This is a genomic window from Streptomyces sp. NPDC037013 (genome assembly GCF_055607265.1).
Map to the genome: position 1 here is coordinate 413863 of NZ_JBVJRV010000006.1, position 26178 is coordinate 440040.

A 26178-nucleotide genomic window follows, 5' to 3' on the forward strand; every position below is an offset into this window, starting at 1 on the left:
GGTCTCCTCACGTTCCTCAAGCGGTCCCAGGGCGCCAGCATAGCGTTCATCTTCAACTCATTGCAACGCGCCGGGTGGCCTACGTTGCGTTAGAACCCCAACCGTTGCAACGAATTGACTGGGTTGACCTGCGCATACGCGCTCCTGGCGCAACGAACTCATTGCCGACTCAAGAAACGCAACGTAGCTTTTCCGTCATCGGAAAGCAGCGATCCCAAGGAGAACGTCATGCAGAAGTTCGACACCCCCGCCCCCGTCTCCGCCGTCCTCGACATCCCCGCGGGACGCATCCAGCTCATCGCCGCCGACCGGACCGACACCAAGGTCGAGGTCCGGCCCGCCGACGCCTCGAACGGCAAGGACGTCAAGGCGGCCGAGCGCATCGGGGTCGAGTACGCCGACGGTGTCCTGCGCGTCGTGGCCGCACCCCCGAAGAACCGGGTCCTCGGCAGCAGCTCCGGTTCGGTCGAGATAACCGTCCAGCTGCCCGCCGGCTCCCGGGTCGAGGCGAAGGCGGCCGCCGGTGAACTCCGGGGCGTGGGACGGCTCGGCGACGTCGCCTTCGAGGGCGCGCAGGGCTCGGTCAAGCTCGACGAGGCCGCGGCCGTCCGCCTCACCCTCCTCGCCGGTGACGTCGAGGTCGGCCGGCTGGGCGGCCCCGCGGAGGTCGGCGTCCAGAAGGGCGACATCCGCGTCGCCGAGGCCCGTGGCGGCGCCGTCGACCTGCGTACCGAGGCCGGCGACATCTCGGTCGGCGCCGCCCGCGGGGTCTCCGCCGTCCTGGACGCGGGCACCGCCTACGGCCGTATCCACAACGCGCTGAAGAACACCGAGGGCGCCGACGCGGGCCTGACCATCCGCGCGACCACCTTGTACGGCGACATCACCGCCCGCAGCCTCTGAGCCCTACCTCTGAGCCCAACCTCTGACCCCAGCCGTTGGCCCAGAACACCACAGGCCGGTCCCGCCCGAAGGCGGAACCGGCCTGAACGGCGTGCGGCGGTACGAATCCGCCGCGGTACGGGGACTACTTGGCGGGCTCGGGCTCCGGCTCGTCCACGGACTCGGCCTCACCGGCCGGGTCGACCGGCGTCTTCACGGAGTCGAGCAGCAGCTGCGCGACGTCCACGACCTGGAGGGACTCCTTGGCCTGGCCGTCGTTCTTCTTGCCGTTGACGGAGTCGGTGAGCATCACCAGGCAGAACGGGCAGGCGGTCGACACGATGTCGGGGTTGAGGCCGAGCGCCTCGTCGACCCGCTCCGTGTTGATGCGCTTGCCGATGCGCTCCTCCATCCACATGCGCGCGCCACCGGCGCCGCAGCAGAAGCCGCGCTCCTTGTGGCGGTGCATCTCCTGCTGGCGCAGGCCCGGCACCTTGTCCATGATCTCGCGCGGGGGCGTGTAGATCTTGTTGTGGCGGCCCAGGTAGCAGGGGTCGTGGTAGGTGATCAGACCCTCGACCGGCGTCACCGGGATCAGCTTGCCCTCGTCGATGAGGTGCTGGAGCAGCTGGGTGTGGTGGATGACCTCGTAGTCGCCGCCGAGCTGCGGGTACTCGTTGCCGAGCGTGTTGAGGCAGTGCGGGCAGGTCGCGACGATCTTCTTCGCGGTCTTGGGCTTCCGCGACTCGGGCGTGACCTTGCCGTCGTCGTCGAGCTCCTCGCCGAACGCCATGTTCAGCGCCATCACGTTCTCCTGGCCGAGCTGCTGGAAGAGCGGCTCGTTGCCCAGGCGGCGGGCGGAGTCACCGGTGCACTTCTCGTCGCCGCCCATGATCGCGAACTTGACGCCCGCCATGTGGAGCAGCTCGGCGAAGGCCTTGGTGGTCTTCTTCGCCCGGTCCTCCAGGGCGCCGGCGCAGCCGACCCAGTACAGGTACTCGACCTCGGTGAGGTCCTCGATGTCCTTGCCGACGACCGGCACCTCGAAGTCGAGCTCCTTGAGCCACTCCAGGCGCTGCTTCTTCGCCAGGCCCCAGGGGTTGCCCTTCTTCTCCAGGTTCTTGAGCATCGTGCCCGCCTCGGACGGGAACGCGCTCTCGATCATCACCTGGTAGCGGCGCATGTCGACGATGTGGTCGATGTGCTCGATGTCGACCGGGCACTGCTCGACGCAGGCGCCGCAGGTGGTGCAGGACCACAGGACGTCGGGGTCGATGACGCCGTTCTCCTCGTGCGTGCCGATGAGCGGGCGCTCGGCCTCCGCGAGGGCGGCCGCGGGCACGTCCTTCAGCTGCTCCTCGGTGGCCTTCTCCTCGCCCTCCATCGTCTTGCCGCCGCCCGCGAGCAGGTACGGGGCCTTGGCGTGCGCGTGGTCGCGCAGCGACATGATGAGGAGCTTGGGGGAGAGCGGCTTGCCGGTGTTCCAGGCGGGGCACTGCGACTGGCAGCGGCCGCACTCGGTGCAGGTGGAGAAGTCGAGGATGCCCTTCCAGCTGAACTGCTCGACCTGGGAGACGCCGAAGACGGCGTCCTCGGCCGGGTCCTCCCAGTCGATCGGCTTGCCGCCGGAGGTCATCGGCTGCAGCTCGCCCAGCGTGGTCCCGCCGTCCGCCTCGCGCTTGAACCAGATGTTCGGGAAGGCGAGGAAGCGGTGCCAGGCGACACCCATGTTGGTGTTGAGGGCGACGACGATCATCCAGATGAACGAGGTCGCGATCTTCAGCCCGGCGAAGAAGTACGTGAGGTTCTGCAGGGTGGAGAGGTCCATCCCCTCGAACCAGGAGACCACCGGGTACGAGATGAAGAACGAGGCCTCGTAGCCGTCGACGTGGTGCTGGGCACCCTCCAGGGCGTGCAGCGTGAAGATGCAGACGCCGACGATGAGGATGACGGTCTCGACGAAGTACGCCTGGCCGGTCTTGGAGCCCGCGAAGCGGGACTTGCGCCCCGGCTTGCCGGGCTTGCTCAGCTGCCGGATGACGATCAGCGCGAGGATGCCGACGACGGTCATCGTGCCGATGAACTCGACGAAGACGTTGTACGGCGCCCAGTCGCCGATGACCGGCAGGATCCAGTCGGCCTTGAAGAGCTGGCCGAAGGCGTTCACGATCGTCAGCAGCAGCGTGTAGAAGCCCACCGCCACGAACCAGTGCGCGAAGCCGACGACACCCCACTTGTTCATGCGCGTGTGGCCGAGGAACTCCTTGACCACGGTGACGGTGCGCTGGAAGGGGTTGTCGGTCCTGAGTCCGGCGGGCACGGGCTGGCCGAGGCGCACGAACTTGTAGATCTGCACGATGGCACGGCCGAACAGCGCGACGCCGACCGCGATTAGGACCAGCGACACGATGATCGCGGCGAGTTGCATTTGGGGGCTCCTCGGGCCTGCGAGGCGAACTATTACTAAGCGGTAACTTATGCAGTCCGTCTGAGACTACCCACTTACTCAGCCGCACTGTAGCCAGCACGGCGGTGATCTGCGTCGCTCAGGCAACCCTTCACGCGTACAGGTGCCGGGGGCTCATGGGGGCGCGGGGAACTGCGCGACCAGCCACGACGCGCCCGCAGCCGCACCGTCACCCCCGGGAGGGGTCCCGACCTGCGCGTAAGTGCCGGATAAGAGTTGAGTCCCCCCGACTCACATCTGTTGACGCCAGCGCAGCGCTCATGCATCCTTGAGTCAGTTCCACTCAAGAAGTCACTGGAGGCATCGAAATGGCACGTGCGGTCGGCATCGACCTGGGCACGACTAACTCCGTCGTCAGCGTTCTCGAAGGCGGCGAGCCCACCGTCATCACCAACGCCGAGGGTGCCAGGACCACGCCGTCCGTCGTCGCCTTCGCGAAGAACGGTGAAGTGCTGGTCGGCGAGGTGGCCAAGCGCCAGGCGGTCACCAACGTCGACAGGACCATCCGGTCGGTCAAGCGCCACATGGGCACCGACTGGAAGGTGGACATCGACGACAAGGGATTCAACCCCCAGCAGATCTCGGCGTTCATCCTGCAGAAGCTGAAGCGCGACGCCGAGGCGTACCTGGGCGAGAAGGTGGCCGACGCGGTCATCACCGTCCCGGCGTACTTCAATGACTCGGAGCGCCAGGCCACCAAGGAGGCCGGCGAGATCGCGGGCCTGAACGTCCTGCGCATCGTCAACGAGCCCACCGCCGCCGCCCTCGCCTACGGCCTGGACAAGGACGACCAGACCATTCTGGTCTTCGACCTCGGTGGCGGCACCTTCGACGTCTCGCTCCTCGAGATCGGCGACGGCGTCGTCGAGGTGAAGGCGACGAACGGCGACAACCACCTCGGTGGTGACGACTGGGACCAGCGCGTCGTCGACTACCTGGTCAAGCAGTTCAACAACGGCCACGGCGTGGACCTCTCCAAGGACAAGATGGCGCTCCAGCGCCTGCGCGAGGCGGCCGAGAAGGCCAAGATCGAGCTGTCCTCCTCCACGGAGACCACGATCAACCTGCCCTACATCACGGCGTCCGCCGAGGGCCCGCTGCACCTGGACGAGAAGCTCACGCGCGCCCAGTTCCAGCAGCTCACGTCCGACCTCCTGGAGCGCTGCAAGACGCCGTTCCACAACGTCATCAAGGACGCGGGCATCCAGCTCTCCGAGATCGACCACGTCGTTCTCGTCGGTGGCTCCACCCGCATGCCCGCCGTCGCCGAGCTCGTCAAGGAGCTCACCGGCGGCAAGGACGCCAACAAGGGCGTGAACCCGGACGAGGTCGTCGCCATCGGCGCCTCGCTCCAGGCCGGTGTCCTCAAGGGTGAGGTCAAGGACGTCCTGCTCCTCGACGTGACCCCGCTGTCCCTCGGCATCGAGACCAAGGGCGGCATCATGACCAAGCTCATCGAGCGGAACACCACGATTCCGACGAAGCGCTCCGAGATCTTCACGACGGCCGAGGACAACCAGCCTTCGGTCCAGATCCAGGTCTACCAGGGCGAGCGCGAGATCGCGGCGTACAACAAGAAGCTCGGCATGTTCGAGCTCACGGGCCTGCCCCCGGCCCCGCGCGGCGTCCCGCAGATCGAGGTCTCCTTCGACATCGACGCCAACGGCATCATGCACGTGACCGCGAAGGACCTGGGCACGGGCAAGGAGCAGAAGATGACCGTCACCGGTGGCTCCTCGCTGCCGAAGGACGAGGTCGACCGCATGCGCCAGGAGGCCGAGAAGTACGCGGACGAGGACCACGCCCGCCGCGAGGCCGCCGAGTCCCGCAACCAGGGCGAGCAGCTCGTCTACCAGACGGAGAAGTTCCTCAAGGACAACGAGGACAAGGTTCCGGCCGACGTGAAGACCGAGGTCGAGACCGCCGTCGGCGAGCTGAAGGAGAAGCTCAAGGGCGACGACACGGCCGAGATCCGTACGGCCACGGAGAAGGTCGCCGCCGTCTCGCAGAAGCTGGGCCAGGCCATGTACGCCGACGCCCAGGCCGCCGGCGCGGGTGCCGAGGGCGCTGCCCCCGGCCCGGACGCCGACGCCAAGGCCGACGACGACGTCGTCGACGCCGAGATCGTGGACGACGAGAAGCCCGGTGACGCGAAGGGTGGCGCTGCCTGATGACCGAGGAGACCCCGGGTTTCGGCGAGAACGCCGAGAACACCGACGTCCCCTCTGGCGCCACCCCTGATGACGCGGCGCCGAAGGCCGCCGAGCCCTCCACCGAGGAGGGCCCGGCGGCCCCGGCCGGGGACGCGGAAAGCAAGACGTCCGCCCAGGACTCGAACGTGACGGGCCTGACCGCCCAGCTGGACCAGGTGCGCACCGCGCTCGACGAGCGCACCGCGGACCTCCAGCGGCTGCAGGCCGAGTACCAGAACTACCGCCGTCGGGTGGAGCGGGACAAGGTGACGGTGAAGGAGATCGCCTCGGCGAACCTCCTCTCCGAGCTCCTCCCCACCCTCGACGACATCGGCCGCGCCCGTGACCACGGTGAGCTGGTGGGCGGCTTCAAGTCGGTGGCCGAGTCCCTCGAGACGGTCGTCGCCAAGCTGGGCCTCCAGCAGTTCGGCAAGGAGGGCGAGCCCTTCGACCCGACGATCCACGAGGCCCTGATGCACAGCTACGCACCGGACGTCACCGAGACGACGTGCGTCGCGATCCTGCAGCCGGGGTATCGCATCGGCGAGCGCACCATCCGCCCCGCGCGGGTGGCCGTCGCCGAGCCGCAGCCCGGCGCGCAGACGGTCAAGGGCGAGACGGCAGAGGCGGACGCCGGGCCGGCCGAGCCGACGGACAAGGACAGCGGTGGCCCGGACGAGGGCTGACGTTGCACTGACGAGCGACTACCGGAAGGGGGTGCGTCGGGGATGAGCACCAAGGACTTCATCGAGAAGGACTACTACAAGGTCCTCGGCGTCCCCAAGGACGCCACCGAAGCCGAGATCAAGAAGGCGTACCGGAAGCTCGCCCGCGAGAACCACCCGGACGCCAACAAGGGCAACACCAAGGCGGAGGAGCGCTTCAAGGAGATCTCCGAGGCGAACGACGTCCTCGGCGACCCCAAGAAGCGCAAGGAGTACGACGAAGCGCGTGCTCTCTTCGGCAACGGAGGATTCCGGCAAGGCCCCGGAGGCGGCGGCGGCTCGTTCAACTTCGACCTGGGCGACCTCTTCGGAGGCGGCGCCCCGGGTGGCGGTGGAGCGGCCGGCGGCGGCTTCGGGGGCGGTCTCGGTGACGTCTTCGGGGGCCTGTTCAACCGCGGCGGCGCGGGTGCCGGTTCCGGCACGCGTACGCAGCCGAGGCGCGGCCAGGACATCGAGTCCGAGGTCACGCTGAGTTTCACGGAGGCGGTGGACGGTGCCACGGTGCCGCTGCGCATGTCCTCCCAGGCCGCCTGCAAGGCGTGTTCCGGCACCGGCGACAAGAACGGCACACCGCGCGTGTGCCCGACCTGCGTCGGCACCGGGCAGGTCTCGCGGGGCGGCGGCGGAGGGTTCTCCCTCACCGACCCGTGCATGGACTGCAAGGGCCGCGGGCTGATCGCCCAGGACCCCTGCGAGGTCTGCGGCGGCAGCGGCCGCGCCAAGTCGTCCCGGACGATGCAGGTGCGGATCCCGGCCGGCGTCTCGGACGGGCAGCGCATCCGCCTGCGCGGCAAGGGCGCTCCCGGCGAGCGCGGCGGCCCGGCCGGCGACCTGTACGTGGTCGTGCACGTCGACGCCCACCCGGTCTTCGGCCGCAAGGGCGACAACCTCACGGTCACGGTGCCCGTCACGTATCCCGAGGCGGCGCTCGGCGGCGAGGTGAAGGTGCCCACCCTGGGCGGCCCTCCGGTCACCCTGAAGCTCCCCGCCGGCACCCCCAACGGCCGTACGATGCGGGCCCGCGGAAAGGGCGCGGTCCGCAAGGACGGCACCCGGGGCGACCTCCTCGTGACGGTCGAGGTCGCGGTTCCGACGTCGCTCAGCGACGGGGCGAAGGAAGCGCTGGAGTCCTACCGCAAGGCGACCGCGGACGATGACCCGCGGGCAGATCTGTTCCAGGCCGCGAAGGGAGCATGAGATGGACGGCCGTCGTCGACAGTCCGGTTTCAGTAGGGCGTACCAACTCACCGACGAGACGCCGGTGTACGTCATCTCGGTCGCCGCACAGCTGAGCGGCCTGCACCCCCAGACCCTGCGGCAGTACGACCGCCTGGGCCTGGTCTCCCCGGACCGCACCGCCGGCCGCGGCCGCCGTTACTCCGCCCGCGACATCGAACTGCTGCGCACCGTGCAGCAGTTGTCGCAGGAGGAGGGCATCAACCTCGCCGGCATCAAGCGCATCATCGAGCTGGAGAACCAGGTCGCCGCGCTCCAGTCCCGCGTCGCGGAACTCTCCGCGGCCGTGGAGGGTGCCGCCGCCGCCATGCAGCAGCGTGAGGCGGCGGTGCACGCCTCGTACCGCCGTGACCTCGTCCCCTACCAGGACGTGCAGCAGGCGAGCGCGCTGGTGGTGTGGCGTCCCAAGCGGGCGACGGAGCAGTAGTTTCCGCGGTCCGAGCGGGCTGAGTACGCTGAAGCGGGGCCGGGAGGTGGCAACCTCCCGGCCCCGCTCTGATGTGGACCGACCGCTCAAACGGGGAAGTTGATCTGACCATGGCCATGGTGGGGCTGTTCTGGATCGCCGAGGGCGATGTATACGTGGGCGCGAAACCCAGCGGGCTCGCCCCAGGGGTGCGCCTGACGCAGGAGGGCGTGGTGGCCCTCGGCGACAAACAGTCCGGCATGTGGCCGTGGGAGGACGTACGGGCGCTGACCGTCGACGACGTCCCGGTGAAGTCCCTGAAACGGCACGTGGGCGTCGCGTTCGACCTGGTCCTCACGGTCGGACTCGGCGGCGGCGACGAGGCACCGACGATGACGGTCCGCCTCACGGGCCCCGAGGACGCCGACGGCGCCGACACGGAACTGACGGCATACACGGCCGCGGCGGTCGGCTACTCCCGCACGGAGTACGACCTCTCCCGCGAACTCCTCTCCCGCCTCACACAGGGCGCGGGCACACTCCTCACCACGCTCTCCGCGATGGCGGAATGGGGCCGCCGCCACGAGGGCGGCTCCCCACGGGCGGCGGAACGGGAGGCTTTGTTGCGGGAGTGGTTGGAGGGCTGAGCCCGCCCCCTGAGAGCGCCCCGGGCACGGCTACGGGGGAGCAGCCGGCCCGGGACGCTCAGGGGAAGCGAGGGCCCGCATGGTGTCGACAGGCGGGACCGCTCGCAGACGGCGGGGAGTGCACTCGGCACGCCCATCCGTCGCCCTCCACTCTGCGCCGGGGCGGGCGGGGGCGGAAGCGTCATCTTGTTGCGGTGCAGTGAGCTGAGGAGGGCGCGGAACGGGGCGAATGCGGATGTTATGACCTATCGGGGTGGGTCATCCGGTTCGGTCGAGGATGCCGGACCGGCCGATCAGATACCCGAGTTGGGCGCGGCTGTGGCTGCCGAGGGTGGCGGCGAGTTTGGCGATGTGGACGCGGGCGGTGCGGATGTTCATGCCGAGCCGGTCGGCGATCTCGGCGTCGGTCAGCCCTTCGACGAGGAGGCCGGCGATGGCGTGTTGGCGGCTGGTGACGCCGTTCTCGGAGGGTTCGGGTGCGGCTTGCGGCCACATGGGGGTGGCGAGCCCCCACAGCCGCCAGAAGGTGGTGGCGAAGTACTCGACGAGGGCCGGATGGCGCAGTTCGAGGGCGACGCTGCGGTCCTTGCTCGCGGGGATGAAGGCGACGGTCCTGTCGAAGACGAAGAGCCGGTCGGTGACCTCGTCGAGGGTGCGGGCCTCGGTGTCTCCGTCGAGCTGCTCGAAGTAGGCGAGCACGGGCAGAGAATGGCGCGATGTGTGCTGGTAGAGGGTGCGCATACGGCATCCCCGGGTGAGGATCGCCTGGTCCCGGGGGAAGACTTCGGCCAAGGTCTCCGGCGGCCGCGTCCCACCGGGCTGTACGGCGAGGAACTCCTCCGTGACCTCGCTCATGGCCCGGTCGATCGCCGAGTTGATGCGGTCGAGGCCGTCCAGGACGGTGAGGGCGGGGCTGCCGGTGCCGGGTCCGGACGAAGCGTAGAGCGGTATCAACGCGTCGAGGACGGCACTGATCCGCAGCTCCCGCAGCCCCTGGTCGGCGACGTGCTCCTCGATGGTGCGGATCAGGCGGGGCAGGGCGACGGCGGGCGCCGTGGGACGCACCCACTGCAGGTCGTCGCGGACGAGCCGGAGCAGGCCCAGGTCCAGGAGGCAGGGCGCGGGTTCGGCCTCACTGTGATGGATCAGGCCGGCACGCAGGGCGCGGGCGTAGACGGAGAGCCCCGCCTCACAGAGCTCGTCGACGGCGTGCGGCAAGTGTTCCGTGGCCATGCGGGCCCCTCCTGCCTGGTTGAAGCGACGCGATTGTATGCAGGCGGGTGAATCGGAGGCCGGACGCGATGGTTGAACTGGCTGCTTCCGGACGTCGGTTCCAGGCCGGACGTTCCCGCTCCCCGGCCCGGCCCCGGCCCAGGGCCCCGCACTCCTCGTACCGGCGCCCTCACTGCTCCTGATCGAGGATGCCGGACTGCCCGATGAGGTAGCCGAGTTGAGCGCGGCTGTGGCTGCCGAGGGTGGCGGCGAGTCGGGCGATGTGGACGCGGGCGGTACGGATGTTCATGCCGAGCCGGGTGGCGATCTCGGCGTCGGTGAGGCCTTCCACGAGGAGTTCGGCGATGGCGTGCTGACGGGTGGTGACACCCTTCTCGGCGGGCTGCGGGGCGGTGCGGGGGTACAGGGGGGTGGCCAGGCGCCACAGGCGCCAGAAGGTGGTGGCGAGGTATTCGACGAGGGCGGGAACGCGGAGCTCCAGAGCGATGCTGCGGTCCTTGCTCGCGGGGATGAAGGCCACGGTCCGGTCGAAGACGAAGAGGCGCTCGGTGACCTCGCTCAGGGTGCGGGCCTCGATGTCGCCGTGGAGCTGCTCGTAGTGGGCGAGCACGGGCAGGGCGTGCCGCGACGTGTGCTGGTAGAGGGTGCGCATGCGGACCCCTCGGGACAGGAATTCCTGCTCACGGGCGCGGGTGCGCAGGAGGGAGTCGGGGGGCCGGGTCCCTCCGGGCTGAATGAGGAGGACTTCGCGGCAGGCGTCGTTGCCGGCCTGTTCCACCGCAGCGTCGATGCGGGGCAGGCCTTGGAGGACGCTGATGGCAGAGGTCGTGAGGTCGAGCGATTCCGCCGTGGAGGCGTCGTGGCTGAGGAACCCCTCGAAGATTTCGGTCAGTCTCTCCTCCCGGCGGCGGTGCCGGGCCACCTGGTCCTCGATGGTGCGCAGGAGCCGGGGGAGCACGATGGCCGGGGCGGTGGGACGCAGCCAGCCCATGTCGTCGACGTCGGGATGGAGAAGGCCGAAGTCGATGAGGCAGGGAGCCGGCCGGGCATCCGTGTGGGGGATCCGCCCTTCGCGCAGGGCCCGGGTGTAGACGGACAGGCCCGTCTCGCACAACTCGTCGACGGAGTGCGGCGGATGCTCCGAAGCCATGAGTGATACCTCCCTGCCCCGTTGAAGCGTCGCGATTCTAGACAGGGCGCCTCGGCACGGGGGTGGGGTGCCGGTTCACCTGTCTGCTTTCGTGCGTCTCACCGGGGGGGAACGGAGTCGAGGTCGCGTCGGCCGGCCGCAGGATGCCGGACCGCCCGATGAGGTAGCCGAGTTGGGCGCGGCTGTGGCTGCCGAGGGTGGCGGCGAGTTTGGCGATGTGGACGCGGGCGGTACGGACGTTCATGCCGAGGCGTTCGGCGATCTCGGCGTCCGTGAGGCCTTCGACGAGGAGGTCGGCGATCGCACGCTGGCGAGCGCTGATTCCCTTGCTCGCCGGAAGCGGTTGTGGCTTCGGGTACATGGGGGCGGCCAGGCCCCAGAGCCGCTCGAAGCCGGAGACCAGCTGCCGGACGATGTCCGGATGCCGTACTTCCAGGGCCGTGCCGCCGTCGGTGTCCGACGGGATGTAGACGAGCGCGCGGTCGATGGCGAAGAGGCGTGGGGGCAGTTCGTCGAGCGTACGGACTTCCGTGTCGCCTTCGAGCCGTTCGTAGTAGCCGAGGGTCGGGAGCGAGTGGCGCGTGGTGTGCTGATAGAGCGTGCGCATCCGGACACCGCGGGACAGGATCTGCTGCGTCCTCGGCAGCGCTTCGTCCAGGAGGTCGGCGGGCCGGGCGCCTCCCGGCTGAATGATCAGCAACTCCCGGCGCGCCTGGTCCAAGGCCTGGTTGAGGACTTCACGGATGCGGGTCTTGCCCACCAGTTCCTTGACAGGACGGGGCTCTTGGCCGGGTTCCCGCTCCGGGCGGAGCGCCCAGAGGGGCTGAAGGCGGGACGCCAGACCGGCGCCTGCGCGTCTTGCGTCGGCGATGTCGTCCTCGATACGGCTGAGGAGCCGGGGCAGGACCGCGGTGGGCGGAGCCGGCAGCAGCCATCGCGGGTCGCCGGGTGCCGCGTACAGAAGTCCGTGCTCGATCAGGCACGGCGCCTGGTCGGCGTCCTCGCACGGTATGCCGCTCTCCCGCAGGGCCCGGGTGTACAACGCCGTGCCGGCGTCGCAGAAGTCGTCCGGGTCGTGGGAGTGGGGCAGGGGGCTGGAGAAGGGGCGCCGAGCGATGGTCACTTCGGGCGGTCCTGGTCGAGGATCCCCGACTGGGCGATGAGATAGCCGAGCTGGGCCCGGCTGCCGCTGCCGAGGGCGGCGGCGATCTTGGCTATGTGGGCGCGGCAGGTGCGGACGTTCATGCCGAGGCGGCGGGCGATGGCTTCGTCGACGTGGCCCTCGATGAGCAGTTTGGCTATGGAGCGCTGGACGCCGGTGATGCCGTCGGTCGATGGTGCGTAGGGCGCCTCGTCGAGCAGTGGTGCCGCTCTCTGCCAGAGCTGTTCGAAGACATTCGCCAGGTACTGGACGAGTCCTGGATGACGGAGTTCCAGGGCCGTTTGACGGTCTTCGCGGGCCGGGATGAACGCGACGGTCCGATCGAAGATCATCAGCCGTTCGATGAGCTCTTCGAGGGTGCGTACTTCCACCTTGCCTTGCCGCATGTGCTCGGCGTAGGCGATGGTGGTCTGGCTGTGGCGTGCGGTGTGCTGATAGAGCGTCCGCATCCTGATGCCCCGGTCCAGGATGCTCTGGCTCTGTTTCACGGCCTCGGTGACGATTGCCTCGCTGCGGCCGCCCCCCGGCTGGACGGTGATGACCTCCGACTGGCATTCGGCTATGGCGACTTGTATGGCCGCGTTGATACGGCCCCCGCCTTCCAGAACGGTGATCGAATGGGCTGTCGGCCGGTCCTGGGCGCTGATGGCCATAAATGGCTCGAAAGTTTCGGCCAGCTCGTTGGCGAGGGTCCTCCGTTCCTGAATCTCGCGCTCGATGGGACGGAGTCGTTGAGCGAGCGCCGAAGTGGGTGGAACTGGGCGGAGCCAGTCCGCGTCGTCCGGGTCGGGCACCAAGAGGGCGAAATCCATGAGACACGGCGCGGCTTCCGCTTCCGCGCGCCGCAGGCGTCCGGTGCGCAGCGCATTGGCGTAGAGCCGCTGACCTTCATCACATAGTTCAGCCATGGCATGTGGATGTGCCCTAATTGAGCTGTTTGTGGTCATGGCTCCACCCCCCAGGGTCCTGAACGTGCAGGAACATGATGCATCGGTCCTGTGGTGTTCGCATGGCTGAATGAGCCATCGTCTTGGAAGGCCGGGGGAGAGTCGCGATGGAAGTGAGGACGAAGCCCGCTATGCGCCAGGGAAAGCTTCGCTCGGTACTTGTCTGTGCCTTCTCCGTTGGGTTGGCTGTCGGTGCCTTCAGTGCTCTTGGCACGAACCCGGTCACCGACGCCGTTGCACCGACCACGTCCGTGTCGGCCGGGCCGCCGTCGGACGTCATCTGGGACGCCGTTCCGCAAGGAGATGTGATCTGGGCGTCCGCTTCGAAGGGGGACGTCATCTGGGCGTCCACTCCGAAGGGGGGCATCGCGTAATGAGCACCCCTCCCGACGACCGTACCTTTCGCCGAGAAATGGCCACCGCCTATCGGTCCGGGTGGCACTTCATCGACCTGGTGACCGCGATCCCCCACCGCGGCGACTCGTTGATGGTGACCCTGCTCGGTGAGCCGATCGTCGTCACGCGTGACGACGAGGAGGAGATCAGGGCCTATCGGTGCCTGCGCCGGCCCCGCGGGGCGCCGCAGCCCGTGCGGTGTGCCATTCGGTACGGGATGGTCTTCGTCAATCTCGACCGGCGTGACCACCAGGTGGTCGGCGACGGCCGGGACCAGCAGGACCGGGACGCCGCGAACGCCCCGGACAACATCACAGCCACCCCCCGCAGTGCCTGACGCGATTCCCCCGTCGTTGTAAATCGCGCAGGCGCTTCCCCCAGCAGCGGCGCCACCGTGGACCTGAACACGGTGGCGCCGCTGTGGCGTGCGCGCGCCCACGCCCCGGCTCACATTCCGGTCGCGCCCCGGCCCAAGCCTCATCCCTGGGCCCGCGCCCACGCCCCGGACCACTCCCACGCCCGGGCGCGCCTCAGCCCCGGGCCCGCGCCCACGCCCCGGCTCACGTCCCACGCCCCGGCCCACACCTCACCCCCGGGCCCACACCTCACCCTCCGGCCCACACCTCACCCCCGGGCCCACACCTCACCCTCCGGCCCGCGCCTCATCCCCGGGCCCACGCCCAACGCCCCCGCCCACGCCCCACCACCCCCCGGCCCCCCGCCTCACCCCTTCCCCAGCGCCCGGGTCAATGTGATCTCGATCAGGACCCGGGCCGGGTTCGGGGTCGGTCTGCGGCCGTAGCGCTCCTCGTAGTGGTCCTCCGCCTCCGCCACCGCCTCCGGTTCCGTCCTGATCCGGGCCCGGCCCTCCAGCGTCGCCCAGCGCCGGCCCGCGAACTGGCATACCGCCACCCGTGCCCCGCCGCCGTCCGCTTCCGCCTCCGCCGCCGCGCGGATGTGGGCGACCTTCCGGCTCGTCCCGCGCGCCAGGACCCGGGCGACGCCCGCCTTCGGGTCGTACGTCACGCCGACCGGCACCACGTGCGGCGTGCCGTCGGGGCGCAGGGTCGTCAGCGTGCAGAGGTGCCGTTCGCGCCAGAAGGCCAGGTAGGCCTCCGGTGGGTCGCAGGGGTCGATCCGGGGTGCCGGCCGGGAGCCCGCCGCGGGGCTCGGGGCAGGGCTGGGGGCAGAGCTGGGGGTGGGGGCAGGGGTGGGGGTGCTCTGGGGGGTCTCGGGGTTCGTGGTCATGGGCCGGAACTTAGCCGCCCGGACTTCCGCCCTCCTCCTTGAGTGGAATAGACTCAACTTTGTGTACGTTGACCAAGTCAGTGTTACCGACAGGGCCTGGCATGGAACCCGTGAGCCCGTAGGGCCGTAGAACGAGGCCGACGCGGTGGGCCCCCCGGGACCCCGTAAGGAGGAGAAACGCACGTGGACGCCGAGCTGACCAACAGGAGCCGGGACGCCATCAACGCGGCCACCAGCCGCGCGGTGCAGGACGGTCACCCGGATCTGACCCCCGCGCACCTGCTGCTCGCGCTGCTGGAGGGGCAGGACAACGAGAACATCACCGACCTGCTCGCCGCGGTCGAGGCCGACCAGGCGGCCGTGCGCGCCGACACCGAGCGGGTGCTCGCCGCGCTGCCCAGCGTGACCGGGTCCACCGTCTCGCCGCCCCAGCCCGACCGCGAGATGCTGGCCGTCGTCGCGGACGCGGCCAAGCGGGCGAAGGAGCTGGGGGACGACTATCTCTCCACCGAGCACCTGCTCATCGGCGTCGCCGCCGAGGGCGGCAAGGCCGGGGAGGTGCTGACACGGCACGGAGCCGGCAGCAAGAAGCTGCTGGCAGCCTTCGAGAAGAGCAGGGGAGGGCGCCGGGTGACCACACCCGACCCCGAGGGCCAGTACAAGGCCCTGGAGAAGTTCGGCACCGATTTCACCGCCGCCGCCCGCGAGGGCAGGCTCGACCCGGTCATCGGGCGGGACCAGGAGATCCGGCGCGTGGTGCAGGTCCTTTCACGGCGTACGAAGAACAACCCCGTGCTCATCGGCGAGCCCGGCGTCGGCAAGACCGCCGTCGTCGAGGGGCTCGCCCAGCGCATCGTCAAGGGCGACGTACCGGAGTCCCTGAAGAACAAGAGGCTGGTCTCGCTCGACCTGGGCGCCATGGTCGCCGGCGCCAAGTACCGCGGCGAGTTCGAGGAGCGGCTCAAGACCGTCCTCTCCGAGATCAAGGAGAGCGACGGACAGATCATCACCTTCATCGACGAGCTGCACACGGTCGTGGGCGCCGGCGCGGGCGGCGACTCCGCCATGGACGCCGGCAACATGCTCAAGCCGATGCTCGCCCGCGGTGAGCTGCGGATGGTCGGCGCCACCACCCTCGACGAGTACCGCGAGCGGATCGAGAAGGACCCCGCCCTGGAGCGCCGCTTCCAGCAGGTGCTCGTCGCCGAGCCGTCCGTGGAGGACTCCATCGCGATCCTGCGCGGGCTCAAGGGCCGGTACGAGGCGCACCACAAGGTCCAGATCGCCGACAGCGCGCTCGTCGCCGCCGCCACGCTCTCCGACCGGTACATCACCTCCCGCTTCCTGCCCGACAAGGCCATCGACCTCGTCGACGAGGCCGCGTCCCGGCTCCGCATGGAGATCGACTCATCGCCCGTCGAGATCGACGAGCTCCAGCGCGCCGTCGACCGGCTGCGGATGGAGGAGCTGGCGCTCAGCAAGGAGACCGACCCGGCGAGCAAGCAGCGCCTGGAGAAGCTGCGGCGCGACCTCGCCGACAAGGAGGAGGAGCTGCGCGGCCTCACCGCCCGCTGGGAGAAGGAGAAGCAGTCCCTCAACCGCGTCGGTGAGCTGAAGGAGAAGCTGGACGAACTGCGCGGCCAGGCCGAACGCGCCCAGCGCGACGGCGACTTCGACACCGCCTCCAAACTGCTGTACGGGGAGATCCCCTCCCTGGAGCACGACCTGGAGGTCGCGTCCGAGGCCGAGGAGGAGGCCGTCCAGGCCAAGGACCTCATGGTCAAGGAGGAGGTCGGCCCGGACGACATCGCCGATGTGGTGGGCTCCTGGACCGGCATCCCCGCCGGCCGCCTCCTGGAGGGCGAGACGCAGAAGCTGCTTCGCATGGAGGACGAGCTCGGCAAGCGGCTCATCGGGCAGACCGAGGCCGTGCGGGCGGTGTCCGACGCGGTGCGGCGCACCCGCGCCGGGATCGCCGACCCCGACCGGCCCACCGGCTCGTTCCTCTTCCTCGGCCCGACCGGCGTCGGCAAGACCGAGCTGGCCAAGGCCCTCGCGGACTTCCTCTTCGACGACGAGCGGGCCATGGTCCGCATCGACATGAGCGAGTACGGCGAGAAGCACAGCGTGGCGCGGCTCGTCGGCGCCCCGCCCGGCTACGTCGGGTACGAGGAGGGCGGCCAGCTCACGGAAGCGGTGCGCCGCCGCCCGTACAGCGTCGTGCTCCTCGACGAGGTCGAGAAGGCCCACCCGGAGGTCTTCGACGTGCTGCTCCAAGTGCTCGACGACGGGCGGCTCACCGACGGGCAGGGCCGGACCGTGGACTTCCGCAACACCATCCTGGTGCTTACGTCCAACCTCGGGAGCCAGTACCTCGTGGAGCCGCTGACCAGCGAGGAGGAGAAGAAGCAGCAGGTCCTCGAGGTCGTGCGGGCCTCGTTCAAGCCGGAGTTCCTCAACCGGCTCGACGACCTCGTCGTCTTCTCGGCGCTCACCAAGGACGAGCTGGCGCACATCGCCGAGCTGCAGATCGGCCGGCTCGCCAAGCGGCTCGCCGAGCGGCGGCTCACCCTGGACGTCACGCCCGAGGCGCTGGCCTGGCTGGCGGACGAGGGCAACGACCCGGCGTACGGGGCGCGTCCGCTGCGCCGCCTCATCCAGACGTCGATCGGCGACCGGCTCGCGAAGGAGATCCTCGCGGGCGAGGTGACGGACGGCGACGTGGTCCGCGTGGACCACGCCGGGGACGGACTGATCGTGGGCCCGGCGCCGGGTTCCTCCCCGGGCAAGTCCTTGTAACGGCACCTCGTCTGCCCGGTGCGCCGTGTGCCCGACTGCGGGCAGTGGTCCGTCCTCGCGCAGTTCCCCGCGCCCCTGAGGGGCGCGCAGCGCCCTCCTGGGGGCGCGGGGAACTGCGCGACCGGCCACGGCCTGTCCGCAGTCGGCGAACGGCGGGAACCCGGCAGTCGAGGGGCCGGGCTTGCCCCGGGGGCCCCATCCTGCGAGAGGATGGGCCCATCCATACGAAGGGACAAAGTACGTGAGCATCGACCCGTCCTCCATTCCGAATTTCGGGGGCCAGCCCGAACCGCAGCAGGGCGCAGGACCGGCGGGCCCCGTCGTCCCCGACCAGGACCTGGTCAAGCAGCTCCTGGACCAGATGGAGCTCAAGCACGTCGTCGACGACGAGGGTGACCTCGCGGCGCCGTGGGAGGAGTTCCGTACGTACTTCATGTTCCGCGGGGAGGACGACCAGCAGGTCTTCTCCGTGCGGACCTTCTACGACCGGCCGCACCAGATCGAGGCGAAGCAGCAGCTCCTGGAGTCCATCGACGACTGGAACCGCCGCACGCTGTGGCCGAAGGTCTACAGCCACACGCACGACGACGGCACGGTCCGTCTCATCGGCGAGGCGCAGATGCTGATCGGCACCGGTGTCTCCCTGGAGCACTTCGTGTCGTCGACGGTCAGCTGGGTGCGCGCCGCGATCGAGTTCGACCGGTGGCTCGTCGAGCAGCTCGGCCTGGAGGCGGAGGTCGACTCCGCCGACGGCGAGGAGAAGCCCGGCGGCGACGAGGCCTGAGGGCCCCGCCCCGCACTACAGCGGCATGTGGGCGGTCGTCACCAGATACGTCCCATACGCGAACGAGAGCCCGGCCAGGGCGCCCACCACCAGGTGGGCGCCGTGCGGCCGGGCTCTCGTCATGGCCAGGGCCACCGGGATCAGCAGCGGGAACGCGGGCAGCAGGAAGCGCGGCTTGGACTCGAAGAAGGAGCCGGAGCCGCCGACCGTGATGAGGACGAGTACGCCGGTGTAGACGAGGAGCGGCAGCGGGGCGCGGTCCGCGACGAGCAGCGCGAAGAGCAGCAGGGACACGGCGACGATGACGAGCGCCATCGGGAAGACGAACCGGCCGCCGTCGCGCAGCAGGTGTGCGACGAAGGCGAGCGAGCCGACGCCGAAGTCGAACCGCGATCCCCAGCCCGCCTGCACCGCGAAGTAACCGTGCAGGGGGTCGCCGGTGCGGAAGCCCACCCGCAGGACGTAGGCGGCCCAGCCGAGCGGGGAGAGCGCCGCGCCCGCGCAGACTTTCCACAGGCTGTGGGGAACTTTCCCGCCGCGGCCCGTGAGCCGCGGGACGATCTCGTACGCCGCCGCGGCGCAGACGGCGGCGGCGACGGCGAGCCCGTTGGGCCGCGCGAGCCCCGCGAGGGCGGCGAGGCCGCCCGCCCACAGCCACCGGCCGGTCAGCACCGCGTACAGCGACCAGGCGGCGAGTGCGGTGAGCACCGGCTCGGTGTAGGCGAGGGAGAGCACCACGGAGTGCGGGAGGACGGCCCAGAGCAGCACCAGGAGGGTGCCGGCGCGCCGCCCGTGAAGCCGCTCCCCGATCGCGTACACGCCCCACGCGGCGGCGCACGAGGCGAGCCAGGAGAGCAGCAGGGCCGCCGTGCCGTGGTCGAGGGGGAGTACGGCGGCGACGGCCCGCACCAGCCAGGGGTAGAGCGGGAAGAAGGCGAGGTCGCTCTGGACCACCGGTCCGAAGTGCAGCGTGCGGCCGTAGCCGTGCGCGGCGATGTGCGTGTACCAGCGGGAGTCCCAGGAGTGCGTGAGCAGCCGGAAGGTGTCCTGGTGGGTGAGGTGCGCGCCGAGGGCGAGGCAGGCGGTACCGGTGAGACGGGCGGCGGCGAAGAGGCCGACGGCGACGGCGGGCCCCGCCACCGCCGCGGGCAGGCCTCCCGCGCGGCGCAGGACGAGGGTGCTGGACTGACTCACACCCGAACCCTGCGGCCCGCCCGCCCCACACGCGACCCGGGACGTCCGTGCGGGGTATGCCGGGCCGTCCGGAGGCGGGCCCGACGCTCCGTCAGCCGCGTCGCGCGGTCAGCCCGCCAGCGTCTTGAGGCGGGCCGCCGCCTCCTCCAGGACCGAGGTCTGCTTGCAGAAGGCGAAACGGACGAAGGGTGCTCCCGCCTCGCGGTGGTCGTAGAAGACGGCGTTCGGGACGGCGACGACGCCGGCCCGCTCGGGCAGCGCGCGGCAGAAGGCGAAGCCGTCGCTCTCGCCCAGCGGGCGGATGTCGGTGGTGATGAAGTACGTGCCCGCCGGGCGGTAGACGTCGAAGCCTGCCGCCGTCAGACCGGCGGCGAGCAGGTCCCGCTTGGCCGTCATGTCCGCGCGCACGCCCTCGAAGTAGGCGGCGGGCAGCGCGAGCGCCTCGGCGATCGCGTACTGGAAGGGGCCCGACGCGACGTACGTGAGGAACTGCTTGGCCGAGCGGACCGCCGCGACCAGCTCCGGCGAGGCCGTCACCCAGCCGACCTTCCACCCGGTGAACGAGAACGTCTTGCCCGCCGAGCCGATGGAGACGGTGCGCTCGCGCATGCCGGGGAAGGAGGCGAGCGGCAGGTGTTCGGCGTCGTCGAAGACCAGGTGTTCGTAGACCTCGTCGGTGACGACGATGAGGTCGCGCTCGACGGCGAGCCGGGCGATCTCCGTGAGTTCGGCGCGGGTGAGGACGGTGCCTGTGGGGTTGTGGGGGGTGTTGAGGAGGATCAGGCGGGTGCGGTCGGTGACGGCGTCGCGCAGTTCGTCGAGGTCCAGGACGAAGCGGCGTTCGGCGGCCGCCTCCGGGGGGTTCTCGCGGGGGCGCAGGGTGACCGGCACCCGCACCCCGCCGGCCAGCGCGATCGAGGCGGCGTAGGAGTCGTAGTAGGGCTCAAGGGCGATGACCTCGTCGCCCGGCTCGACCAGGGCGAGCAGCGACGCCGCGATGGCCTCGGTGGCGCCGGCCGTCACGAGGACCTCGCGGTCGGGGTCGTAGGTGAGGGCGTAGCGGTCGTGCTGGTGCGCGGCGACGGCCGTGCGGAGCTCGGGGACGCCGGGGCCCGGCGGGTACTGGTTGCCGCGCCCGTCGCGCAGCGCCCGCACCGCCGCCTCCCGCACGGCCTCCGGGCCGTCCGTGTCGGGGAATCCCTGGCCCAGGTTGATCGCGCCGGTCCGCGCGGCGAGCGCGGACATCTCTGCGAAGATCGTCGTGCCGAACTCGGTGAGGCGGCGGTTGAGCAGCGGGCGCCCGTTCCCGGAAGTCGAGGTCATGGCGGCCATCCTGCGCCGAACCTCTGGACTTCCTCAACTCTGCTTTGGGCCTTGATGCGCATGGGCATCCCCCTGTCACGCGAGAAGCGAGACCCACGGGGGACCCGCTTCGGGGGAACGGGAAGGGGCGTGATGACCGTGCTCGGGGTCTTCATCTTCGGGGGAGTACTCGTCTTCGTGCTGGCCGTGGTGCTCGGCCGCCGGGGCAACCGCACCGGCCGCCACCACAGCCACCACACCCACAGCCCGCGCCGTTCGGGGGCGGCGGCGGGCAGCTCGGCGGGTGGCGGCTGGTGGGCCGGCGGCGGTGATTCCGGCGGGTCCTCGTGCGGGGGCGGGTTCTCGTGCGGAGGCGGATCCTCGTGCGGGGGCGGTTCGTCCTCGTGCGGCGGAGGCGGGGGTGGATGCGGCGGAGGCAGCTGACACGGGGCAGCTGGTCCACCGATTCCAGGAGGCGCCCGGTGGGGGCGGACGATTCCCGCCGGGCGCTTCGCCGTTGTGTGACGTGGTACGACGGGGGCGCGCTCCGGAGCGTGCCGTGGTTGCCGTACTGAACAGTTGAACTGTGCGGCCCTCATGGGGATGGAAACCCCCCGAAGTTGGGTAAAAGCGCTGTGGCAGCGTCGCCGACCATGATTCCCTCTTTCACGGCAGCACCGCCCTCGGACGTCGCGGGTTTCCCGGACAGCGTTCTGGATACCCGACAGATGACGTATTCGTGGGCACGAGCCGGCATCCCGACCTCCCGGTGACCGCACCGGGTGCGCCGGCCCCACCTCCATTGAGTGTTAGCGGAGCCGACCCATGCTCACGACCCTGAAGACTGCTTACACCGACACGCGCGCCGCGGACCTCGCCTGGGCCCTGGGGCGCGAACCGCTGCCCGCGCTCGCCACCCTCGACCTGGCACTGGGCGACGCGAAGATGCAGTTGAGACTGCTCGGGGCCTCGCACCAGGTCCTCCTCGAAGAGGAACAGGGCAACTGTTCCGAGACCGTGGCCTGCATCCCGGGCAGCAGTACGCCGCTGCCCCTGGGCGTCTCCAAGCGCGTCGGCGAATGGGAGTACGAATTCGCCGCGCGCGTAGAAACGTTGTCGCACGGTCAGTTCGCGGGCCGCGCCCAGGAGTTGCTCGCCCTGGTGGCCGAACACCCGCACGGTCTGGCGGGGGTGTTCCCCGGCAGCCCGCACGCGTTCACCGCGCTCCTGGCGCAGCGGCACGAAGGGGCGGTCATGTGGCGTACGTGGCACGCGTATCCGCAGGACGGCCAACTGGTCGCGACCCGCACGCGGGTGGGCGTACGCATGCCGGTGCCGGCGGCGCTGTGACCGGCGCCGCGGCCGGCCGGGACCTCGAACACGCGCCGTGTCGCACGGGTGTGGCACACAGGAGGGGAGTTACACCCTTGTGGGGGACCCGGAGTGAGCGCACGGTGACGTAGCGTTCCTGGCGTGCTCGAGTCGTCGGTGCGGTTGCCCGTCTCACCCCGGACAGGACGGTTCTTCGTCCTGGCGGGTGTGTTCGTCTGCGCTGCCTGCGGCCTCGTCTACGAACTCGAACTGGTCGCCCTCGCCTCGTACTTGATCGGCGACTCCGTCACCCAGGCCTCCGTCGTGCTCTCCGTGATGGTCTTCGCGATGGGCATCGGCTCGCTCCTGGCCAAGCGGCTGCGGTGCCGCGCCTCCGTCTGGTTCGGCCTCGTCGAGGCGGCGCTCGCGCTGGTCGGCGGGTGCAGCGCCATGGCCCTGTACGCGGCGTTCGCGTGGAGCGGCGACCGCGGCGAGGTGTGGGAGAGCGGCTCGCGCTCCCTGCTGGTCGCCTTCTCCCTCGCCATCGGACTCCTCATCGGCGCCGAGGTGCCGCTCCTGATGGTCCTCATCCAGCGCATCAGACGCCAGGACGCCAGCGGCGCCGTCGCCGACCTCTTCGCCGCCGACTACGTGGGCGCCCTCGTCGGCGGCCTCGCCTTTCCCTTCCTGCTGCTGCCCCTCTTCGGGCAGCTGACCGGCGCCCTGTTCACCGGCGCGGTCAACGCCGTCGTGGGCGGCGTCCTCGTCTTCGGCCTCTTCCGGCGCGACCTCAGCGTCCGCGGCCGCTGGGCGCTCCTGACCGCCAACGTCCTCGTCCTCTCCCTGCTCGCCTCCGCCGCGGTCCTCGTCGACGACTTCGAGCGGGCCGCCCGCCGCGCCGTGTACGGCGGGGACGTCCGGGTCGCCGTACAGACCGACATCCAGGAAGTCGTCCTCACCGGCGGCCGGCGGCGCTCGCTCGACCTCTTCATCGACGGCCGGCTGCGCATCAGCGGCCGCGACGAGAAGCGCTACCACCAGGGCCTCGTGGCCCCGGCGATGCGCGGCCCCCACGCGCGCGTGCTCGTCCTCGGCGGCGGCGACGGCCTCGCCGCGCGCGAGGTCCTGCGCCACCGCGGGGTGCGCCGCGTCGACATCGTCGAGCTGGACGCGGGCGTCGTCGACCTGGCGCGCCACGACCCGGCCCTCAGCGAGCTCAACGGCCACGCCTACCGCGACCCCCGGGTCCGCGTGGTCGACGCCGACGCGTTCCGCTGGCTGCGCTCCGCCCACGGCGCGTACGACGTGGTCATCTCCGATCTGCCCGACCCGGGGATCACCGCGAGCACGAAGCTGTACTCCCAGGAGTTCTACGGCCTCGTCACCCGCGTCCTCGCCGACACCGGCAGGATCGCCGTGCACGCGGGACCGGTGTCGGCCAGGGCACGCACCTTCTGGACGGTGGAGGCGACGCTCCGCTCGGCGGGCCTGCGGACCGTGGCATACCGCGTGGGCGGCCGGCAGACCGGGTTCGCCGCCGGGCCCGACCGCACGGCGGAGGGTGCCAGGGCGCCCCGCGACTGGGGGTTCGTGCTCGCCTCGCGGACGGTGCCGGTGCTGCTGCGCGCGGCCGGTTCCGAAGTGGTGCGCGCCGGGGTGCGGGCGGCCGAGCGGACCAGACAGCCGGGGCTCGCCCCCTCCACCCTCGTACATCCGCGTTACGCGAACTGAAGTACAACGTGCGACGAACTGTCGTACAAGTGGCCGCCACGTGGGTAGGCTCGGCCGGTATGGAGCATGAGGTGTTCGTTCCGGTCTCGGCAGAGCGGCTCCGGCAGGTCCTGGCGGACCCCGAACGGGTCGCCGGGGCGGTCCCCGGGCTTCAGCGCGACGTGGAGGAGACGGCGGGCCCGCTCGCCGGGCGCCTCAAGGTGCGCGTCGGGGGGCACACGATCACCTACCGCGGGTCGGGCACGACCGACCGGCGCGCCGAAGGGACGTACGCCATCGAGGCCGAGGGCGCCGAGGTGCGGGGCTCCGGCTCCGTGCTGCTCACGCTGACCGTGCGGCTCGAACCGGCGGCGGAGGGGACCACCGTCAGGTTCACCGGGAGCGCGACCGCCGACGGGCGGATCACGGAAGGCAGCCCCGAGGCCGTGGAGTCCGCGATGGGGCGGCTGCTGGAACGCTTCGCCGAGGGGCTCGCCGCCGCGGCACCACCGGACACCGCGCCCGAACCCGACACCGCGCCCGCGCCCGAGGCCCCGAAGCCCCACACGGTCACCGTCTTCGAGACCGAGGTGCCGCCCCCCTCCCTCGACCCGCTCAGCGACGACCTGGACGAGGCCGACGTCCTGGACGGCCTGGACGAGACCGACGACCTCAGCGAGGCCATCGACGCCGAGGACGCCCTCGCCGCCGAGGAGGCCGAGCACATCGAGAGCGTCGACGTGCCGCCCGCCGAGGCCGCGCACGCGCGCCGCACCATGATCGGCCGCAGCGCCGAAGAGGTCGACCACGCCCCGCCCCGCGGCCGGTACGCGCCCGCGCCCGCCCCCGAGACCCTCTCCGCGGGCGCCACCCTCCGCTGGGCCGCGCCCGCCGCCGCCCTCGCGCTCGCCTCGGCCATCGTCGTCGGCAGGGCCCTGCGCCGCCGCCGCTGACCGCACACGCCGTAGGGTCGGGACCGTGAGTACCGAAGACGTGATTCTGACCGCGGGCGACGCGGAAGTGACCGTTCGGCCGGGCAACGGCTGCCGGATCGGAAGTCTGCGCATCGGCGGCACCGAACTGCTGCGGCAGGGGGACCGCTACGGCTGCTTCCCGATGGTGCCGTGGTGCGGCCGGATCGAGAACGGCCGGTTCCACGACGGCGCGACGGTCCACCAGATGCCGCTGAACTCCCCGCCGCACGCGATCCACGGCTTCGGCCGCGACGCCGAGTGGCGCACCGCCCGCGCCTCCGCGGGCGAGGCCGTCTTCACGTACGACCTGACCGACCCCTGGCCGTATCCGGGCCGCGTCACCCAGATCGTGGAGCTCACCGAGGACGCGCTGACGCTGCGCCTCGGCATCGAGACGCACGGCGGCTCCTTCCCCGCGCAGGCCGGCTGGCACCCGTGGTTCAACCGGAACATCGGCGGCCAGGACGTCGGCGTCGGCTTCACCCCCGCCTGGCAGGAGGAGCGCGGCGACGACCACCTGCCCACCGGCCGCCGTATCGACCCGAAGCCGGGCCCCTGGGACGACTGCTTCGGCATGCCCGACGGCGTCGACGTGACGCTGACCTGGCCCGGGCAGATCGAGGTCAACGTGAGCAGCCGCGAGCAGTGGGTCGTCGTCTACGACGAGCAGGAGGCCGCGGTCTGCGTGGAGCCGCAGACCGGACCGCCCAACGGGCTCAACACCGACCCGCGTCTGGTCACCCCCATCGAGCCGCTGGAGACGGCGACGACGTGGACCTGGCGGCGGCTCTGAGCCGTCCGCGGCGGGCTTTAAGCTCTTGGGCATGACTGACGTACGCGGCGAGCTGCTGCAGCAGATCAAGGACAAGGCCGTCGTGCACGGCAAGGTGACGCTCTCCTCCGGCCTGGAGGCCGACTACTACATCGACCTCCGCCGGATCACCCTCGACGGCGAGGCCGCCCCCCTGGTCGGCCAGGTCCTGCTCGACCTCACCAAGGACCTCGACTTCGACGCCGTGGGCGGCCTGACCATGGGCGCCGACCCGGTCGCCGGCGCGATGCTGCACGCGGCCGCCGCACGCGGCGAGCGCCTGGACGCCTTCGTCGTCCGCAAGGCCGCCAAGGCGCACGGCATGCAGCGCCGCGTCGAGGGCCCGGACATCAAGGGCCGCCGCGTCCTGGTCGTCGAGGACACCTCCACCACCGGCGGCTCGCCGCTGACCGCCGTCGAGGCCGTCCGCGAGGCGGGCGCCGAGGTCGTCGGCGTCGCCACGATCGTGGACCGCGCCACCGGCGCCGGCGAGAAGATCACCGAGGGCGCGGGCGTGCCCTACCTCTTCGCGTACTCCAAGGACGACCTCGGCCTGGCCGACTGAGGACTTTGGTCCCGCCGGGCCGCGACCGGCAGGAGCC

22 protein-coding genes are annotated in these 26178 nt (G+C 70.8%); 14 read left to right on the plus strand and 8 right to left on the minus strand.

Annotated features, from left to right (window positions below; translation table 11 throughout):
* Positions 1–228 precede the first annotated feature (228 nt).
* Complete coding sequence (locus tag ACZ7DY_RS24135) at positions 229–903, plus strand: DUF4097 family beta strand repeat-containing protein (RefSeq protein ID WP_471138286.1); 675 nt, start codon at positions 229–231, stop codon at positions 901–903.
* Between the two features lie 124 nt (positions 904–1027).
* Here the strand turns inward: ACZ7DY_RS24135 and ACZ7DY_RS24140 are convergent, their stop codons facing one another.
* Complete coding sequence (locus ACZ7DY_RS24140; protein ID WP_471138287.1) at positions 1028–3310, minus strand: (Fe-S)-binding protein; 2283 nt, start codon at positions 3308–3310, stop codon at positions 1028–1030.
* Positions 3311–3657: 347 nt separating this feature from the next.
* On the opposite strand from ACZ7DY_RS24140, the gene dnaK reads away from it, so the two are divergent.
* From dnaK to ACZ7DY_RS24165, 5 genes are all read left to right on the plus strand, one after another.
* Positions 3658–5520, plus strand: coding sequence for a molecular chaperone DnaK (dnaK, locus tag ACZ7DY_RS24145; RefSeq protein WP_471138288.1), 1863 nt, complete (start codon positions 3658–3660; stop codon positions 5518–5520).
* A complete protein-coding gene (gene grpE, locus ACZ7DY_RS24150; RefSeq protein ID WP_471138290.1) occupies positions 5520–6227 on the plus strand; it encodes a nucleotide exchange factor GrpE in 708 nt (235 codons plus the stop codon). Before dnaK ends, grpE begins: the two co-directional genes overlap by 1 nt.
* A 42-nt stretch (positions 6228–6269) precedes the next feature.
* A complete protein-coding gene (gene dnaJ, locus ACZ7DY_RS24155) occupies positions 6270–7463 on the plus strand; it encodes a molecular chaperone DnaJ (protein ID WP_471138291.1) in 1194 nt (397 codons plus the stop codon).
* 1 nt (position 7464) lies between these two features.
* Entirely contained in the window at positions 7465–7929 is a 465-nt protein-coding gene (locus tag ACZ7DY_RS24160) for a heat shock protein transcriptional repressor HspR (RefSeq protein ID WP_471138293.1), read from the plus strand.
* Between the two features lie 110 nt (positions 7930–8039).
* Entirely contained in the window at positions 8040–8555 is a 516-nt protein-coding gene (locus tag ACZ7DY_RS24165) for a hypothetical protein (RefSeq protein ID WP_471138294.1), read from the plus strand.
* A 258-nt stretch (positions 8556–8813) separates the two neighbouring features.
* Here the strand turns inward: ACZ7DY_RS24165 and ACZ7DY_RS24170 are convergent, their stop codons facing one another.
* The 4 genes from ACZ7DY_RS24170 to ACZ7DY_RS24185 all read right to left on the minus strand — a co-directional run bounded on the left by ACZ7DY_RS24170 (position 8814) and on the right by ACZ7DY_RS24185 (position 13047).
* Positions 8814–9788: a helix-turn-helix transcriptional regulator gene (locus tag ACZ7DY_RS24170; protein ID WP_471138296.1), complete on the minus strand. Its 975-nt coding sequence runs from the start codon at positions 9786–9788 to the stop codon at positions 8814–8816.
* 169 nt (positions 9789–9957) lie between these two features.
* Positions 9958–10938, minus strand: coding sequence for a helix-turn-helix transcriptional regulator (locus tag ACZ7DY_RS24175; protein WP_471138298.1), 981 nt, complete (start codon positions 10936–10938; stop codon positions 9958–9960).
* 37 nt (positions 10939–10975) lie between these two features.
* Positions 10976–12061, minus strand: coding sequence for a LuxR C-terminal-related transcriptional regulator (locus ACZ7DY_RS24180; RefSeq protein ID WP_471138300.1), 1086 nt, complete (start codon positions 12059–12061; stop codon positions 10976–10978).
* Complete coding sequence (locus ACZ7DY_RS24185; protein ID WP_471138301.1) at positions 12058–13047, minus strand: helix-turn-helix transcriptional regulator; 990 nt, start codon at positions 13045–13047, stop codon at positions 12058–12060. The genes ACZ7DY_RS24180 and ACZ7DY_RS24185 overlap by 4 nt, the downstream gene beginning before the upstream one ends.
* A 373-nt stretch (positions 13048–13420) precedes the next feature.
* Here ACZ7DY_RS24185 and ACZ7DY_RS24190 point away from each other — a divergent pair, with 373 nt between their 5' ends.
* On the plus strand, positions 13421–13780 hold the full coding sequence (locus ACZ7DY_RS24190) for a hypothetical protein (RefSeq protein WP_471138302.1): 360 nt from the start codon (positions 13421–13423) through the stop codon (positions 13778–13780).
* Positions 13781–14166: 386 nt separating this feature from the next.
* Here ACZ7DY_RS24190 and ACZ7DY_RS24195 read toward each other — a convergent pair whose 3' ends face one another.
* Positions 14167–14691: a pyridoxamine 5'-phosphate oxidase family protein gene (locus ACZ7DY_RS24195; protein WP_471138303.1), complete on the minus strand. Its 525-nt coding sequence runs from the start codon at positions 14689–14691 to the stop codon at positions 14167–14169.
* A gap of 183 nt (positions 14692–14874) precedes the next feature.
* Between ACZ7DY_RS24195 and clpB the strand changes: the two genes are divergently transcribed.
* Together clpB and ACZ7DY_RS24205 are read left to right on the plus strand one after the other, a co-directional pair.
* Complete coding sequence (gene clpB / locus ACZ7DY_RS24200; protein WP_471138304.1) at positions 14875–17490, plus strand: ATP-dependent chaperone ClpB; 2616 nt, start codon at positions 14875–14877, stop codon at positions 17488–17490.
* 241 nt (positions 17491–17731) lie between these two features.
* Positions 17732–18274 carry a type III secretion system chaperone family protein gene (locus ACZ7DY_RS24205; RefSeq protein ID WP_471138306.1) on the plus strand — a complete coding sequence of 181 codons (543 nt, stop codon included), beginning with the start codon at positions 17732–17734 and terminating at the stop codon, positions 18272–18274.
* A gap of 15 nt (positions 18275–18289) precedes the next feature.
* Here the strand turns inward: ACZ7DY_RS24205 and ACZ7DY_RS24210 are convergent, their stop codons facing one another.
* Positions 18290–19468: a glycosyltransferase family 39 protein gene (locus ACZ7DY_RS24210; RefSeq protein WP_471138307.1), complete on the minus strand. Its 1179-nt coding sequence runs from the start codon at positions 19466–19468 to the stop codon at positions 18290–18292.
* Positions 19469–19576: 108 nt separating this feature from the next.
* Positions 19577–20800, minus strand: a complete 1224-nt coding sequence (locus ACZ7DY_RS24215; protein ID WP_471138308.1) for a pyridoxal phosphate-dependent aminotransferase — start codon at positions 20798–20800, stop codon at positions 19577–19579.
* 795 nt (positions 20801–21595) lie between these two features.
* Between ACZ7DY_RS24215 and ACZ7DY_RS24220 the strand changes: the two genes are divergently transcribed.
* The 5 genes from ACZ7DY_RS24220 to pyrE all read left to right on the plus strand — a co-directional run bounded on the left by ACZ7DY_RS24220 (position 21596) and on the right by pyrE (position 26141).
* A complete protein-coding gene (locus ACZ7DY_RS24220) occupies positions 21596–22120 on the plus strand; it encodes a DUF2617 family protein (protein WP_471138309.1) in 525 nt (174 codons plus the stop codon).
* 123 nt (positions 22121–22243) lie between these two features.
* Positions 22244–23812 carry a polyamine aminopropyltransferase gene (locus ACZ7DY_RS24225; protein WP_471138310.1) on the plus strand — a complete coding sequence of 523 codons (1569 nt, stop codon included), beginning with the start codon at positions 22244–22246 and terminating at the stop codon, positions 23810–23812.
* 59 nt (positions 23813–23871) lie between these two features.
* On the plus strand, positions 23872–24744 hold the full coding sequence (locus ACZ7DY_RS24230) for an SRPBCC family protein (protein ID WP_471138312.1): 873 nt from the start codon (positions 23872–23874) through the stop codon (positions 24742–24744).
* 25 nt (positions 24745–24769) lie between these two features.
* Positions 24770–25558 (plus strand): aldose epimerase family protein, encoded by a 789-nt coding sequence (locus ACZ7DY_RS24235; protein ID WP_471138314.1) that lies wholly within the window; start codon positions 24770–24772, stop codon positions 25556–25558.
* Positions 25559–25589: 31 nt separating this feature from the next.
* Positions 25590–26141, plus strand: coding sequence for an orotate phosphoribosyltransferase (pyrE, locus tag ACZ7DY_RS24240; RefSeq protein ID WP_471138316.1), 552 nt, complete (start codon positions 25590–25592; stop codon positions 26139–26141).
* The last annotated feature ends 37 nt before the right edge of the window (positions 26142–26178 follow it).